We start from the raw sequence: 15,822 nt of genomic DNA, 5'->3' as shown, positions 1-15,822 counted from the left end.
AATCACATGAAAAAAAATATCTTATCCATAGCCAGCCTGCTGTTTTGTGCATATAGTTATGCACAAACAGCGGGCAACCCCAACGCTGTTACCGACCCGTTGGGTTCACAATATTATCTGAATCCCTATCTCGCCAACCCCGCCTATGCAGGCGCGGACAGCGGCCTGCACATCAACCTCGCCTATCGTAAACAATGGACTGACATGCCAGGCGCCCCACAAACCAAACTGCTGACAGCAGACTATTTTGTGGGTAGCCGCGTAGGCGCAGGTTTGCAGGTCTACAACGACGTAGCCGGACTGATCTCCAACACCCGCATCGCCCTCACCTATGCCTACCACTTGCCACTTAACGGCAACGGACATACGTTACATTTCGGTATTTCCGGTGTGCTGTATAACAAAAGAATCAACATAAAAGATATCTTTGGGGATATGAACGATCCTACAACCAACGCCTTCAACAGGAGGGACAACTACTTCGAAAGCGACTTCGGCGTAGCCTATACCAACAAACATCTGGGCCTGCAGGCTGCCCTGCCCGACATGATCAGCCACCTCCATGCAGAAGACAAAGAAGCCGGCACACAGTTATTTTACGCAGCAGCAGAGTACAAGTTTGAAGTCAGCGAAGCTATTCCCTGTATCATTCCTAAGGTAGCCTTGCGTGGGGTACAGAGAATGCAGAATATTATAGACGCCGGGGCCAAAGTAGTTTTTCTGCGCAACTGGTTAGATGCCACCGCCATCTATCATAGTACCGGCTCCTTCAGTGCCGGCGCAGGGTTCAGCTATCCATCCCTTGGCACTATACAGTTCATGTACAATACACAGACCGCCGGACTCCGCAACTACAGCAACGGAGAAATGGAGCTACATCTTAAAATCAACCTCTTTCAATAATCAGAACGCACCAATAATGTATATAGGTGCTCCTGCGTATTTTTCAGATCCGTTATACCTCATCCCTGTACTTGAACCAATTACTGCATGAAAAAATTCTACCTATTTATCCTCAGTACCTTTCTGTTATTAATCACCTTCAGGGCCAGCAGCCAGGTCTGCTACGTGAAACCCGGCGGAACATACGCTGACGGCACCTCCTGGGAAAATGCTTTTCCAGACCTGGATCTGGCTATCGATGCTGTGAATATGGGCAAATTCAATGAAATAAGAATGCTGGCCGGCACTTACAACCCTTTTTTAGAAGCGACCAATGGCATCATTACTTCCACCTCCTTTTGGATAAAAAAAGGGGTCACTATCAAAGGCGGGTACAAGCCGGGATCCAGTTCAGCGCTGGAAGTCCGCGATCCGGCCCTCTATCCCACCATCCTGGATGGAGACTATGCGCATACTCCCGGGATGACAGATGACGATGCCCAACATGTGATAGTTGCTAATAGTGCGGGAACTGTTACACTGGATGGCCTGACGATTACCAACGGCAATGCCGTGTTACCTACTTCCTCGAACCAGCCCGAAGCCTATGGCGGGGGGATCTTAAGTCTTTACACCAATCTCAGGTTGAATAATGTCATACTTGTTAACAACATAGCAGAAAAAAAGGGTGGTGGAATTTACCTGTTAGGAGGCAACATCACACTGAACAATACCTGGGTTAAAAACAACAGGGCCCCCATGGGCGGCGGCATTGTAATAGACCAGGCATCAGCATCATCGACTTTCCTGGCTGTCAGCAGTGCTATTGTAAATAACACCTCTGTTGGCGGAACTACCATTTATACAAGAGATGGCACCACGTTCCTGATCAACTGTACCATTGCCAACAATACGGGAACAGGATATCAGGCCATGCTTGGAAACGTTAACATTCACAACTGTATTTTCCGCAATAATATTTTGGCAGGTATTCCGTCTGACCTTGCGATAATGGGCGTCACCGGCAATTCCTCCAATAATATATCTGACGTGGCATTGCCATTGACCGGGGTTAATAATACGGTAGGACAAGACCCAGGTTTTGTCAGTTCCTCAAATCTATCGCTAAAACCCACTTCCATTGCCATCAATACAGGCAACAACACACTTTACAGCGCAGGTAATAATCCCGACCTTTCGGCTTTCATCACGGATATTGCCGGTAATCCGCGCATCTATAACAACGGCACCGTTGACATCGGCGCCTACGAGTACCAGGCTGCCATCAGCACTGTTTCTGTACTGGGTATAACCACTACTGATCCATTACTGAATAACTACGACCAGGTACATTTTACAGTCTCCTTTGCCCAAAGTGTGCCCGGGTTAACGGCTGCCAATTTCAGCTTACCCGGAGGAGGTACTATCCTGTCTGTCACCCCCGTTACCGGCACCAACAACCAGCAATGGACAGTAACGGTTAAAACAGTGGAAAGTGATAACTTCACTTTACAACTGGATAACCAGACCGGCCTCCCGGTGAACCTTTTCAATATCCCGGCAAGCTCTCCCGGATATGCTATCGACAAAACGGCACCGAAAATCACCTCGGCTAATCTTTACTCAAACAATGCAGTTCCTACACTCGCTAAAACAGGTGACAAAATTCAACTAAACCTGACTGCCAGTGAGGATATCAAAACTGTCATTGCAACCATTGCCGGCAAAACAGCCACAGTAACACTTCTGCCTCCTACCCGGCCCCAACAATGGATCACTGTAGCCGATACAGATCCGGATGGACCAGTGACTGCAAAAGTCACATTGACCGACATGGCCGGGAACAGCACTGTCTATAACATCCCTGCTGATATCGCCGCAGGCCAGCCTGTTTATATCGACAACACACCTCCCCAACTGACGGTGCAGCCACTCACCACCTGGCTTGATATAAATGGCAACGCTACCATCACACAGAGCATGTTAAATTACCTGGTATCAGATCCTCCCCTCAATGATTTGGTGACGATCTCTTTTACCCCGCGTACATTGAACATCTCCAATATGGGAGACAATACCTTTACCCTGACAGCCACCGACAAAGCCGGAAATATTACCACCAAAAATTTCACGGTCACTCTTGCCAATCGTTCTGTCAGCAGCCTGGTGCCACTAAGTCCGGCGACCTTCACAGTACCTTACGGAACTGCCCTCACAGGATTATTGCCTGCCACCACCACTGTTAACTGGCAGGATGGTGGCCAAACCAGCGTGGCACTCAACTGGGACAACAGCCCCTACAATGCCCTTGTCGCCGGCTCTTATGCCTTGCAGGCTGCTCCGGTACTGCATTCCACCTGGATAAACGCCGGGCAGAAAGTGAATGCTACCGTCAACGTCAGTAAACGTATAGTTGTCAGCGTTAGCCCTTCTGCAACGGTCATCACTGAGCTGGGAACTGACTTTGCCGCGCTGGGCCTGCCGTCCACTTTACCAGCAACCTATTTTCCGGTTACTACCAATACCAACCCAGTGGACGTCACCTGGCAAACCGGCAGCTACAACCCTGCTGTAGCCGGCACTTATACACTCACCGGTACCATCGTTCCAGATGCCAACACCGATCTGCCTGCCGATCTGCAAACCGTTAATATTACCGTAGTGGTGAAAAAACGTGTCATCAGCAGCATACCGGCCATCAATCCGGTTTCTGTTGCATACGGCAGTACGCCGGGCAGCATCCTGCCCACCAGTATTATGCCCACTTATGCAGTGAGCAGCCCGGATAATCCCGCGCTGAACATCAGCTGGGACCTGAGCAGTTACGATCCGTTGAAAGCCGGTACCCAGACCATCACCGGGACACTCAGTGCAGATAGTAATACCGACACCAACGGTCAGCCCATGACCACCAGTGTAACCGTTACCGTAGGCAAACGTACTATCGCAGGTATAACACCGGCAACAACCATCACCGTGTCTTATGGTACCGCTCCGGCAGCAATAGGCCTCCCATCGCAGATAGCAGCCACCTATACACCTGCCACCAGCAACACAACACCACTGAATGTTACCTGGAACACCAGCAGTTACGATCCGCTGAAAGCAGGCACCTATAACATTCCCGGCACACTGACAGCAGATAACAACACCGATATCACCGGCCAGCCGATGACTACCAGTGTAACCGTTATCGTTAGTAAACGTATCATTATTGGTATTACGCCGGCAACGGCCATCACGGTGCCTTATGGCACTACTCTTGCAGCAATAGGCCTGCCATCGCAGATAGCAGCCATCTATTCGCCTGCCACCAGCAATACAACACCATTGAACGTTACCTGGAACACCAGCAGTTATGATCCGCTGAAAGCAGGTACCTATAATTTTTCCGGCACACTGACAGCAGATAACAACACGGACATCACCGGCCAACCGATGGAAACCAGTATATCCGTAACCGTTAGCAAACGTACAATCTCAGGTATCACGCCAGCAACGGCCATCACCGTACCTTATGGCACCGCTCCGGCAGCAATAGGTCTCCCATCACAAATAACAGCGACCTATACTCCGGCCACCAGCAACACAACAGCGCTGAACGTTTTCTGGGACACCAACAACTATAATCCGCTCATAGCCGGCACCTATACCCTCACCGGGACACTCTCTGCCGATACTGATACTGATCCGGGCAGTCAGCCGATGACAACCAGTGTAACCGTTACCGTTAGCAAACGTACCATCACTGGTATTACCCCGGCAACGGCCATCACCGTGCCTTATGGCACTGCACCTGCAGCGATAGGTCTCCCATCGCAGATAGTTGCGGACTATGCACCAGTGACCAGCAACAAAACACCGCTGAACGTTACCTGGAACAACAGCAGTTACGATCCGCTCACAGCCGGCGTTTACAACATTCCCGGCACACTGACCGCAGACAACAACACAGATGTCACCGGCCAGCCGATGACAACCAGTGTAAGCGTCACCGTTAGCAAACGTATCATCACCAGCATTACACCAGTACCTTCTATAACAGTGTCTTATGGCACCAGCTTCGTCGATGTGGGCCTGCCATCACAGGTAGCAGCCACCTATGCACCAGCCACTGCCAACACAGCCCCATTGAATGTAACCTGGCTGACAGGCAACTACAACCCTGCTGTAGCGGGTACCTATACCATCACCGGTATACTCACCGCCGATAACAATACCGATGTAACTGGTCAGAGCATGATCATCAGCACCAATATCATTGTCAATAAACGTAGTATCGTTTCCGTTACCACACCTGCTGCGGTACAGGTAGCCTATCTGACGCCATTTGGCAACATAGGCCTGCCCGCCACCGTACCAGCCGTTTATACCGACAATACCAATGGCCAGACCTCTGTTCAATGGGATGCCTCTACCTACAACAGTTCCACTCCAGGCACCTACGTACTGCGCGGCAGCCTGATGCCTGATGCCAACACTAACAACCGGATGGACGTTACCACCACCTTCACGGTGACCGTCCTACAGGGTAACCAGCGCATCACGGCTCCAGCCGTTGCCGACAAGTACGAGGGTGATGCCACCTTCACCCTGCAGGCCAGCAGCAACGCAGGATTGCCATTGCAATTCACGTCCGACAATCCGGCTGTTGTTGCAATGAATGGCAACCAGGCCACACCCGGGGTCCCCGGCACTGCCGTTATTACCATCACACAACCCGGTGATGTGAACTATACAGCGGCAACACCTGTAACCGTTACCGTTAAAGTGCTGGCATGGCCCGATGCAGCCATCAGTGCCAATGGTAACACCACGATCTGCGAAAATGAAAACCTGACATTACAGGGCATTACCGCCGGCAGGTACCAATGGTTCCTGAATGGCGCTCCTGTCAACGGCGCCAGCCAGCAAAACTTCAGGCCCACTGCTTCCGGCAACTACAACGCCATTGTAACATTTGCCAACGGTTTCACTAAAACATCCAATACCATTCCGGTAACTGTTCATCCGCTGCCAGATGGTCGTGTAGCCGCTGCCGGTAGTACTACTATCAGCAAAGGCGCCTCCATACAATTGCAGGCTTCCGGTGGCAACAGCTACGCCTGGACACCTGCCCAGTGGCTGGACAACCCTTCCAGTGCCACACCGGTAGCCAGACCTGCTGCCAGCATCCGCTACGAAGTGGTGATCACCAACCTTGCAGGATGCAGCGTACGTAAACAGATCGACATTACATTGGAAGACGATTTCAAAGTGACAGGTACCAACATCCTCACACCTAATGGTGATGGCATCAACGACAACTGGGTAGTAAAAAATATAGATATGTACCCCGACAATGAGGTAAAAGTGTTTGACCGCGCCGGCAGGCTCGTATTCCAGGCCCGCAACTATAACAACACCTGGAACGGCACTGTCAATGGTCAGCCACTCAGTGAAGGTACCTACTACTACATCATCACCGTAGGCCAGAACATCAAAACATTCAAGGGTTATATCACTATCGTTCGTTAAAAGATCATATGAAAAAAAGTATTTTATCTATAGCCAGCCTGCTGTTTTGTGCATACACTTATGCACAAACAGCAGGCAATGCCAACGCTGTCACCGACCCGTTGGGTTCACAATATTATCTGAATCCCTATCTAGCCAATCCCGCCTATGCAGGCGCGGACAGCGGCCTGCACATCAACCTCGCCTACCGCAAGCAATGGACTGACATACCAGGCGCCCCGCAAACAAAACTGCTGACAGCAGACTACTTTGTGGGTAGCCGGGTAGGCGTAGGTCTGCAGGTCTACAACGACATGGCCGGGCTGATCTCCAACACCCGCATCGCCCTCACCTATGCCTACCACCTGCCGCTTAACGACAACGGACACACGTTGCACTTCGGTATCTCCGGTGTACTTTACAACAAAAGGCTCAACTTAAAAGATATCAACGGGGATATGAACGACCCTGCTGCCAACGCCTTCAACAGGCGGGACAACTACTTCGAAAGTGATTTCGGAGTGGCCTATACCAATAAACGCCTGGGCCTGCAAGCTGCCCTGCCCGACATGATCAGCCACCTCCATGCAGAAGATAAAGAGGCCGGCACACAGACGTTTTACGCAGCAGCGGAGTATAAATTTGAAGTAAGCGAAGCTATTCCCTATATCATTCCTAAAGTAGCCTGGCGGGGAATACAGGGTATGAAGGATATTGCTGACTTAGGGGTTAAAGTAGTTTTCCTGCGCAACTGGCTTGATGTCACCGGCATCTATCACAGCAGCGGCTCCTTCAGCACCGGCGCAGGATTCAGCTATCCATCCCTCGGTACACTACAGTTTATGTACAACACACAGACCGGAGGATTCCGCAACTATAGCAACGGAGGGATGGAGCTGCATCTGAAAATCAATCTCTTTCAATAATCAGAAACGCACGGAGATACCCGCTTTGAGATAAAACGGGGTACCCGGTGTAAAACACAGATCTGTCACAGACTGGGATTCATGCTGTAACCTCGTTTCTGTTTCAAACTGTGCTTCGTTCCAGTTGGTGTTGAACACGTTTTGTGCCTGCACCGTAAACTGAAACTGATGATGTGTATAGGCCAGCAGGAGGTCGTTCACAAAATAGCCCTTGGCAACAAGGCTGTTGTCCTCATTGGCTGGCCTGTCCTTCATATAGCGGTAACGCAGATTGGCAGAAAAACCCATCGGCAGGTTGACCCCAATTCCACCAGTGCTGGTCAGTACCGGCGCCAGCGGAATATAGTTCTCTCCTTTGGGCGCGCCTATCTCCCTTGCATTCGCATAATTAACGTCCGCATCCAGATACAGCCATTTTAACGGCTGATAACGCACACTCACATCTACACCCATTCTTCTTGTTTTTCCGGCAGGTTCTACTACGGCGTCATCTCCCACATATACAAACTCCTGCTGCAGATAAAGGTACCAGAGCGCAGGCTGTATCAGCAGGTTGGGCGTAGGTTTCAACACCACACCCAAATCAGCGCCAGCCGAAAAAGGTAATATGTCTTTACCTTTCTGTGCTATTACTACGCGCATATCATTGGAGTGGAAACCCATACCGGTTTTAAGATACCACTGCGCAACATCACCGGAAGCATAGGCAAAATTCAGCTTGGGACTTACTCTCGCAGCCGTCACTCCCGGCTCTCCGGAAGCAGGTTTAAGTTTATCCTGATAATTGAAAATAAACTGATCTATCCTTACTGCCGGATTGATACGCCAGTTACCAATATGCCAGGTTAATCCCGTATAGGCATGCAGGTTAGTCTCCCGTCCGCTGCCCCAGGCTTCACGGTTCAACAACGAATCACGGCGATATACATGGTTCAGTTCCAGATCGTATATATCATCCAGCCGCAGGCCCACACCAGACTGCCAGGTTAAGCGACTGTTACCCATGGTGAAATCACGGATATACTGTTGCTCAAATCCGTAGATGCTGCGGTCATCTTTCTGTTGTATCTCATCTCCATTAACAGGATCTTTCAGGAAAAAAGTAAAATCGGAATAGAGGTTGAATTTATAACGACTATAAAAGAAGAAACTCTTCCAGTATTCCTGTGCATTGGAGTGATGAATAAAAGTCAGTGCAGCATTGGTGCGGGAAGTATTGCCACCTTCCGTAGGATCAATAGATCCCCAGCGGCTGATCAATCCCTGCTCCACGGCTCTTTCCGGAATCTGGCCCGAAGCATTCCAGCCCGAAGTAAAAGTAGAGAGCTGAAAGGAAAGATAGTCTTTATCATTCAGCCACTGATTGTATTTACCAAATATATTAAAGCGGCTGAACTGTTGCTGTACATCAAAAGGCCCATTGGTATAATTGTATTCCGTAGCGATATAAGCATTGCGTTTGGCAGCGCTTTTATCCGCCAGCAGATTAAACATACCAGCCAGGCGCATGGTATTAAAAGCACCTCCTTCCAGTTTGATCATGCTGTTATTCAGATGATCAAAAGTGGAGAAGTTAACATAACCCGCAGTATTAAAATCACCTTTATCGGCATAATAGGCACCCTTCCCGAAGTCAATACCTTCAATGGTTTCCGGTATCAGGAAGTGCAGATCGGAATAACCCTGTCCGTGTGCATGAGAAACAATATTCACCGGGATACCATCAGCAGAAATATTCACATCAGTTCCATGATCGCAGTCGAAGCCGCGCAGGAATATCTGTTCGGCTTTACCGCCACCGGCATGTTGGGCAATAAACAATCCGGGCACTTTTCTCAGGAGGTCCTGAGCGGTGTTGACCGGTATCTTTTTCAGGTCAATGCGCATCATCGCCGTTTCTATGCGGGGTGCGCTTACTACTATTTGTTTCAGCTGTGTATGCGCTGTATCTTCAGGCTGTTGTGCCAGCAGAGACTGCGCACTACACAGCAGTGCTATCAGTACTGATTCTTTTTTCATGCTATCATTCTTTAATCTTCAATCCTGCTTTTTGCAGCAAATGCTGCACAATCAAGGTGATCCAGGAGGCGGCTACAAAGGGAAAAGTTAAAACGGCCATATGCATCTGCAGCATCCATACATCAATGAACACAGACAATACAACAGAGAAAAGTACCCATATACCATCACGGGGTTTGTTGCCGGAAAAGGCGATGGCGCAGAGTACAGCGTTAAAGCTGAAAAGGCCCATATGTATATCCGGAGCTGGCTCTGAGCATTCCAGTGAAATGAAGGCACCTAACAGTGACGCACATACGCCGTAAAGGGCAGCTATTGGTGAATTGACAAACACGGCAATAAAAAAGATAATACCGGCAATCACACTACCCTGAAATATCACTTCTCCAAATCCGTGGGTGGCCAGTGTAAAATCATCTTTCACGGGCATACTGCCCACTACGTCCACCGCAGCTCCCGGTGCAAATACATGGTGAAATAAGTACAGCACTATCCAGGTTACCAGGATAAACGGAAACGTAAATCCCGGCAGCTTCCTTTTAATAAAAAAGTGCTGCAACATCGCGGCTGCCACAGAGCCCACCACCACTGCGATCCATACCACCGGCACCGGGTTAAAATAAAATGTCAGTGCGACACCTACCAGTGTAGGACTGAAACCATACAACCCGGCATCTATATCAGCCTCATCATACTTCAGCACCTTGGCTGTGAGTGTACCGGTAATTACTGCCAGCAACGCGGCTGCACCCATAATGATGGAATCGTAGAAGATCCCTGCCAGAAAAAGGACGCCGGTCCAGGCGTTGTTTTGGAGCATGATCTGCCCTACTCCCCTCAGAAAGGGGAGATACGATGATTTCTTTTGTATCACTTTTAGTTATTTAAATGAAGATGATTAAATCATGTTTTTACCACCCCAGAAACACCATACCAATCCCACACATCGTAACTACAGCGCCTCCGATGGCATGTACATATCTTTCCAGTCTGTCTGTCTTCAGAAATGAGTAACCATAACAACCAATCAGTACCATGGCCAGCATGGTCAATACAGTTGTGATGGTGAAAGCGCTGATAAGGACCACCACTTCCAGCACGGAACGGTGAGCGCCGGAGTAAAACAACAGCGGCACCAATGGCTCGCTGGGGCCCATCACAAAAATGGCAAACAATATCCAGGGAGTTACTTTCACCCTGTTTTGCGGATACACTACTTCACCATGGCGATGTTCATACACGTATATGTCGCCGCCTTCGTATACATCAAAATGTTTATGCGGTTTGTTGAGATAAGCCTGCCGTAATCCCCACAAGAGATATACCAACCCAAAGCCCAGCAGGCACCAGCCCGACATATTACCTCTCATATCCTGGAACCAGGTAAGCTTAGACAGCTGCCAGCCCAACAATACACCCAGCAAGCCTATCAGCACCGAGCTGAGAATATGGCCCAGGCCGCACAACACTGTCCAGAACACCGTTTTGGTCATCGTCCATTTTTTGGAACGGGACAGCACAATAAAGGGCAGATAATGATCCGGGCCGGTGGCCGTATGCAGACAGCTGATGGTTACAGCCGACAATGCCAATGTTGTTAATCCTATGTTCATGCCATCACTGTTTTTAATTTTTCTGCTGCAACTGCGTTGCCGGCTTCTTCCCACAGATAGCGCTGTACCCTGCGCAAACAGTTGTACAGCTGCTCTCCGCCATTGCCCAGTATTCTCACCACCACACACTTAGTGCCTGAAAGAGATATACCAAAAGCCATGTCCTGTTCGTGTTCCAGCAGTAGCCGGAGTTTCGCCGGCAGTGCTTCCATATCATACGCGCCGGTATTCACATGCAACAAAGTAGCCTGATGCGTGTAACCCTCCATTTGTCCGACAGCCCACATGGGCAACAGCTGTGGTTGCAACAGCAGGTTATCTTTTACGATCAGTTTCTGCCGCTGAAATATTTCCGTTATGCTGTGAAATTTCGAAAAACGGAATACTTCACCAGAGTGTTTACGGCCACAGGTGATGATCTCTCCCAGCGTCAGATGGCAGTTGTCTGCCATCTGCACTACCGTATGTGTTTTGAAGATGGCATTTTCATGCGGCACCACCGGATGCTGAACATAGCTGAAAACACTGTGTTCTTCCATGGTAATACGTTGCTGCTGAAATGCTCCGCTCTTCATATTGAACAGGCGCTGATAGGATTGTGACTGCAGTTGCAGATGACTGTTTTTTTCCAGCCGTATATCTATTTCATAATGATCTCCGTCCAGTATACCGGGTGAAGAACTCATAACCATCAGATATAAGGCAGGATCCTGTTTGTATATACCAACGTTGGCTATTTTAAACGGCCTTGTATAAAAGGTGTCTTTGAGCCATGAACGTCCGTTTTTATACCCACTTGTTAACGTTAGTTTGTTGATCATCCTTGCCAGCCTTTTTTGCCTCCAGGGCTAACGCCCTGGGCTATATGTGTTTTACAATTGAATTACATCCTACCTTACCAGCGCAGGCTCTGTTGCTTCTTCCAGTAATGCATATTTTTTAATCCATCCGATCACGGTATCAAGACCTTCCAGCGACATCAGGTTGGTAAACACAAAAGGCTTGCCCTGACGCATTTTGCGGGCATCTCTTTCCATCACACCGAGGTCTGCATGCACATAAGGAGCGAGATCTATTTTATTGATCACCAGCAGGTCGGAGCGGGTAATACCAGGACCGCCTTTGCGGGGAATCTTATCACCTTCCGCTACATCAATCACGAAGATGGTCACATCTGCCAGATCAGGACTGAAAGTAGCAGACAGATTATCACCACCACTTTCGATGAGTACCAGTTCCACTTCCGGAAAACGGGCCACCATTTCATCCACAGCTTCCAGGTTCATACTGGCATCTTCACGGATGGCGGTATGCGGGCAACCACCTGTTTCCACACCAATGATTCTTTCTTTGGGCAACAGGCTGTTTTTGGTTAAAAACTCCGCATCTTCTTTAGTGTAGATATCATTGGTGATCACTCCCATGCTGTAGGTGTTCATCAGTGCACGGGATAATCTTTCTATCAGGGCGGTTTTGCCGGAGCCCACAGGGCCGGCTACACCAATCTTTACATATTTTCTTTCGCTCATGGTAAAATCAGTTTTAAAAAAATAATTATGACATATATAGCCTGGAATACAACAGTTCATGCTGCATGCAACGGATATCAAAACCAATGTTGCATACACCCACCAGTTCACGGTCCAGCGCTATGGTTGTAGAAATAAGGCTTTGTATAAGTTGTTGTGTACGGAACAGGATATCTTGTCCGTCGAGCTGGCTGAGAGGCACCAGTTTCACGGCATTGGTGACCATCCCCACGGCAGCATTATAATAAAAGGCGTACAATGCCTCCTGTAGTGGGATGCCCATCAGACAGGCATACATACCGAAGGCGATGCAGTAGTGACCTTCTGCATTTTTCGCAGTAGTGGCCGCCTCAAATTTTTTCGCCAGCGTATAGGGCTCATGACGGGTGAAGATCTTCATCAGCCGGATGCCCAGTTTGAGGCTGGCCTGCCTGATTTCCCTCGGTATTTTGAGGGCCGCTACTTCTTCGTCCAATGCCAGCAAAGTGCCAAGGTCATCTGCTGCGGCGGCCTGGTAAGCCAGGCATACAAAAGCCGCATCGTTGTAGTGCAGATTGTTGGCCAGCATATGCCGGACAAATTCTTCCGCAGTAGCTGTATTGTTCACCAGTCCCTGTTGCACATAGGTTTCAAGGCCGTTGGAATGGGAGTAGCCACCTATCGGCAAAGTAGGATCACTGAGATGCAGTAGACTTCCCAAAAAATTTGATGCCATGATCTGTCTGTTCTTTATCGTTCTTTGGAAGCGATGTTCATAATTTTTGAAAAGAGGGAACTACCACCGCCACCACCATGTGAATGCGGCTGTACGTTAGCATTCAGCAGATTGGTGAGTTTGGTATGCTCTTTCACGGTTTGATAGCCGGCCGCTTGCAGCCAGTGGAAGATGGGTTCTTCAAAAGGCAACAGCACCTGATCGTTTTGTATAAACACAGGCAGGTGTTTGTTGCCGATCTCATAACATACACTTCCCATCTCCAGCAGCGACCGTGGTGTTACCACGATCGCATCGCTGGGGATAATATCTACTACAACCGCTTTTTCATTGTCCATATACAGGATATCCCCGATATGGAGCCGTTGTCCCTCTTTCAGAAAGCGGACGGCTATTTCCATGCCCTGCTGTGTATGTTTGCGCTGAATACGTTTGGTTGTTTCAAACCACTCCAGCATCAGCGGATCGATGGTACGACCGCCAACAGGCAGGGTGTCAATATTGCCGATGATTTTATCGATAATCATTGTCTGTTTCTTTTTTAAAACAGGAAGTAACGTTGTGCCAAAGGCAGCGTTGCTACCGGTTCACAGGTGATGTGCTGTCCGTCTACCCGTACTTCATAGTTTTCGGGATTCACGGTGATCTCCGGTGTTTTGTCGTTGTGTATGAGATCTTTTTTGGAGATGTTACGGCAACCTGAAACGGGAAGGACCATTTTCTGCAGGCCATATTCTTCCACGATGCCTTTTTCCAGCGAAACCTTAGATACAAAGGTGGCGCAGGTTTTATGCATGGCCCGGGCATGAGCGCCGAACATGGTACGCATGATGATGGGCTGTGGTGTGGGAATAGAGGCGTTGGCGTCACCCATTTTGCTGGCGATGATCATACCACCTTTGATGATCATTTCCGGTTTAGCTCCGAACAGTGCGGGTTTCCACAGCACGATGTCGGCCATTTTGCCGGGTTCAACGGAACCTACGTAATGGGCGATGCCATGTGCGATGGCCGGGTTGATGGTATATTTGGCAACGTAACGTTTAGCGCGGAAGTTATCGCTTTGTTTGTTACCGTCTTCTTCCAGGTAGCCGCGTTGTTTTTTCATCTTGTCGGCGGTTTGCCAGGTGCGGGTAACGACTTCGCCTACACGCCCCATAGCCTGAGAGTCGGAGCTCATGATGCTGAACACACCCATATCGTGCAGGATATCTTCTGCAGCAATGGTTTCCGGGCGGATGCGGGAGTCCGCGAACGCCACGTCTTCCGGAATACTTTTGCTCAGGTGATGGCATACCATCAGCATATCCAGGTGTTCATCGATGGTATTGACAGTATACGGTCTGGTTGGGTTGGTGGAAGCAGGCAGTACATTGGGATACATAGCAGCTTTGATGATGTCGGGAGCGTGGCCGCCGCCGGCACCTTCTGTATGGAAAGTATGGATCACTCTGCCGTTGATGGCGTTGATGGTATCTTCCAGGAAACCTGCTTCATTGAGTGTATCGGTATGGATAGCTACCTGTACATCGTATTTATCGGCCACTTTAAGGGCAGCATCGATAACGGCAGGGGTAGCGCCCCAGTCTTCGTGTATTTTTACGCCCAGCGCGCCGGCTTCCACCTGTTCTGAGATAGGAGCTTCGGTAGAGCAGTTGCCTTTGCCGAAGAAGCCGAGGTTCATCGGGAAATCATCTGCAGCCTGCAGCATCTTTTCGATAAACCATTTACCGGGGGTGACGGTGGTAGCGTTGGTACCATCAGCCGGACCGGTACCGCCACCGATCATGGTGGTAACGCCGCTGAAGAGGGCTGTTTCTATCTGTTGCGGGCTGATGAAGTGGATATGGGTATCTATACCGCCGGCAGTGGCGATGAGGCCGTTGCCGCCATGTACTTCGGTAGAGGCGCCGATCACCATGTTACGTTCTACATCGTCCATAGTGTCGGGGTTGCCGGCGCGGCCGAATCCTACGATTTTGCCGTCTTTGATACCGAGGTCACCTTTTACGATGCCCCAGTGGTCGATGAGGATCACGTTGGTGATTACCATGTCGAGCACGCCCTGATCGCGGGTAGCGGTGCTGGACTGGGACATGCCGTCGCGTACGGTTTTGCCGCCGCCGAATTTGCTTTCATCACCATAACGGTTAAAATCCTGTTCTATCTCTACGATAATATCGGTGTCGCCTAAACGTACTTTGTCGCCTACAGTAGGGCCGTACATATTGACGTATCTCTCTCTGTCTATTTTCAGGCTCATGATTGCTGGTTTTTAAAGGTGGAAGAAGCGAGTTTGACCATGGCTCTTTCTCTGCTGGCGTCGAGGGAAGTGTCGCCATCTACGAGGTTGTTGAGGCCGAAAGCGCGGCGGGCGCCGCCGAGTTCTACCAGGGTGATTTCCTTTTCTTCTCCCGGTTCAAAACGTACGGCTGTGCCGGCGGGGATGTTAAGGCGTTTGCCAAATGCTTTGGCTCTGTCGAAGCTCATGAGGCGGTTTACTTCAAAGAAGTGGTAGTGTGACCCTATCTGTACGGGGCGGTCACCTGTGTTGACAGCCTTGATGGTCACGGTGTTGCGGCCTTCATTGAGGGTGATGTCTCCTGCTGCTAAAAAATACTCTCCTGGAATCATGGTGGATC

12 protein-coding genes are annotated in these 15,822 nt (G+C 49.6%); 3 read left to right on the top strand and 9 right to left on the bottom strand.

The window, feature by feature from the left end; translation table 11 throughout:
* The first annotated feature begins 6 nt into the window (after positions 1–6).
* The 3 genes from DF182_RS20110 to DF182_RS20100 all read left to right on the top strand — a co-directional run bounded on the left by DF182_RS20110 (position 7) and on the right by DF182_RS20100 (position 7,304).
* The gene (locus tag DF182_RS20110) at positions 7–903 is read left to right on the top strand and encodes a PorP/SprF family type IX secretion system membrane protein (RefSeq protein WP_113617605.1); all 897 of its coding nucleotides are present in this window, start codon (positions 7–9) and stop codon (positions 901–903) included.
* Positions 904–990: 87 nt separating this feature from the next.
* Positions 991–6,399, top strand: a complete 5,409-nt coding sequence (locus tag DF182_RS20105) for an Ig-like domain-containing protein (RefSeq protein ID WP_113617604.1) — start codon at positions 991–993, stop codon at positions 6,397–6,399.
* A gap of 8 nt (positions 6,400–6,407) precedes the next feature.
* A complete protein-coding gene (locus DF182_RS20100; protein WP_113617603.1) occupies positions 6,408–7,304 on the top strand; it encodes a PorP/SprF family type IX secretion system membrane protein in 897 nt (298 codons plus the stop codon).
* Here DF182_RS20100 and DF182_RS20095 read toward each other — a convergent pair whose 3' ends face one another.
* The 9 genes from DF182_RS20095 to ureB all read right to left on the bottom strand — a co-directional run bounded on the left by DF182_RS20095 (position 7,305) and on the right by ureB (position 15,814).
* Positions 7,305–9,323 (bottom strand): TonB-dependent receptor, encoded by a 2,019-nt coding sequence (locus tag DF182_RS20095; RefSeq protein ID WP_113617602.1) that lies wholly within the window; start codon positions 9,321–9,323, stop codon positions 7,305–7,307.
* Between the two features lie 4 nt (positions 9,324–9,327).
* A complete protein-coding gene (locus DF182_RS20090) occupies positions 9,328–10,197 on the bottom strand; it encodes an urea transporter (RefSeq protein ID WP_245957501.1) in 870 nt (289 codons plus the stop codon).
* Positions 10,198–10,234: 37 nt separating this feature from the next.
* A complete protein-coding gene (locus DF182_RS20085; RefSeq protein ID WP_113617600.1) occupies positions 10,235–10,936 on the bottom strand; it encodes a hypothetical protein in 702 nt (233 codons plus the stop codon).
* Positions 10,933–11,757 carry an urease accessory protein UreD gene (locus DF182_RS20080; RefSeq protein WP_113617599.1) on the bottom strand — a complete coding sequence of 275 codons (825 nt, stop codon included), beginning with the start codon at positions 11,755–11,757 and terminating at the stop codon, positions 10,933–10,935. Before DF182_RS20080 ends, DF182_RS20085 begins: the two co-directional genes overlap by 4 nt.
* Positions 11,758–11,826: 69 nt before the next feature.
* The gene (gene ureG, locus DF182_RS20075; protein WP_113617598.1) at positions 11,827–12,465 is read right to left on the bottom strand and encodes an urease accessory protein UreG; all 639 of its coding nucleotides are present in this window, start codon (positions 12,463–12,465) and stop codon (positions 11,827–11,829) included.
* 25 nt (positions 12,466–12,490) lie between these two features.
* Positions 12,491–13,180: an urease accessory protein UreF gene (locus DF182_RS20070; RefSeq protein ID WP_113617597.1), complete on the bottom strand. Its 690-nt coding sequence runs from the start codon at positions 13,178–13,180 to the stop codon at positions 12,491–12,493.
* A gap of 14 nt (positions 13,181–13,194) precedes the next feature.
* On the bottom strand, positions 13,195–13,707 hold the full coding sequence (gene ureE / locus DF182_RS20065; RefSeq protein ID WP_113617596.1) for an urease accessory protein UreE: 513 nt from the start codon (positions 13,705–13,707) through the stop codon (positions 13,195–13,197).
* A gap of 14 nt (positions 13,708–13,721) precedes the next feature.
* Positions 13,722–15,443 carry an urease subunit alpha gene (gene ureC / locus DF182_RS20060; RefSeq protein WP_113617595.1) on the bottom strand — a complete coding sequence of 574 codons (1,722 nt, stop codon included), beginning with the start codon at positions 15,441–15,443 and terminating at the stop codon, positions 13,722–13,724.
* A complete protein-coding gene (gene ureB, locus DF182_RS20055) occupies positions 15,440–15,814 on the bottom strand; it encodes an urease subunit beta (RefSeq protein WP_113617594.1) in 375 nt (124 codons plus the stop codon). Before ureB ends, ureC begins: the two co-directional genes overlap by 4 nt.
* Positions 15,815–15,822 lie beyond the last annotated feature (8 nt).

This window comes from Chitinophaga flava (assembly GCF_003308995.1).
Lineage (GTDB): Bacteria > Bacteroidota > Bacteroidia > Chitinophagales > Chitinophagaceae > Chitinophaga > Chitinophaga flava.
This window is presented reverse-complemented; position numbering and strand designations above follow the sequence as displayed.

Coding starts and splice junctions, on each gene's coding strand:
- DF182_RS20085 (WP_113617600.1), bottom strand. CDS start 10,936: ATGAACATAGGATTAACAACATTGGCATTGTCGGCTGTAACCATCAGC.
- DF182_RS20080 (WP_113617599.1), bottom strand. CDS start 11,757: ATGATCAACAAACTAACGTTAACAAGTGGGTATAAAAACGGACGTTCA.
- DF182_RS20105 (WP_113617604.1), top strand. CDS start 991: ATGAAAAAATTCTACCTATTTATCCTCAGTACCTTTCTGTTATTAATC.
- ureE (WP_113617596.1), bottom strand. CDS start 13,707: ATGATTATCGATAAAATCATCGGCAATATTGACACCCTGCCTGTTGGC.
- DF182_RS20070 (WP_113617597.1), bottom strand. CDS start 13,180: ATGGCATCAAATTTTTTGGGAAGTCTACTGCATCTCAGTGATCCTACT.
- ureG (WP_113617598.1), bottom strand. CDS start 12,465: ATGAGCGAAAGAAAATATGTAAAGATTGGTGTAGCCGGCCCTGTGGGC.
- DF182_RS20100 (WP_113617603.1), top strand. CDS start 6,408: ATGAAAAAAAGTATTTTATCTATAGCCAGCCTGCTGTTTTGTGCATAC.
- DF182_RS20095 (WP_113617602.1), bottom strand. CDS start 9,323: ATGAAAAAAGAATCAGTACTGATAGCACTGCTGTGTAGTGCGCAGTCT.
- ureC (WP_113617595.1), bottom strand. CDS start 15,443: ATGAGCCTGAAAATAGACAGAGAGAGATACGTCAATATGTACGGCCCT.
- DF182_RS20110 (WP_113617605.1), top strand. CDS start 7: ATGAAAAAAAATATCTTATCCATAGCCAGCCTGCTGTTTTGTGCATAT.
- ureB (WP_113617594.1), bottom strand. CDS start 15,814: ATGATTCCAGGAGAGTATTTTTTAGCAGCAGGAGACATCACCCTCAAT.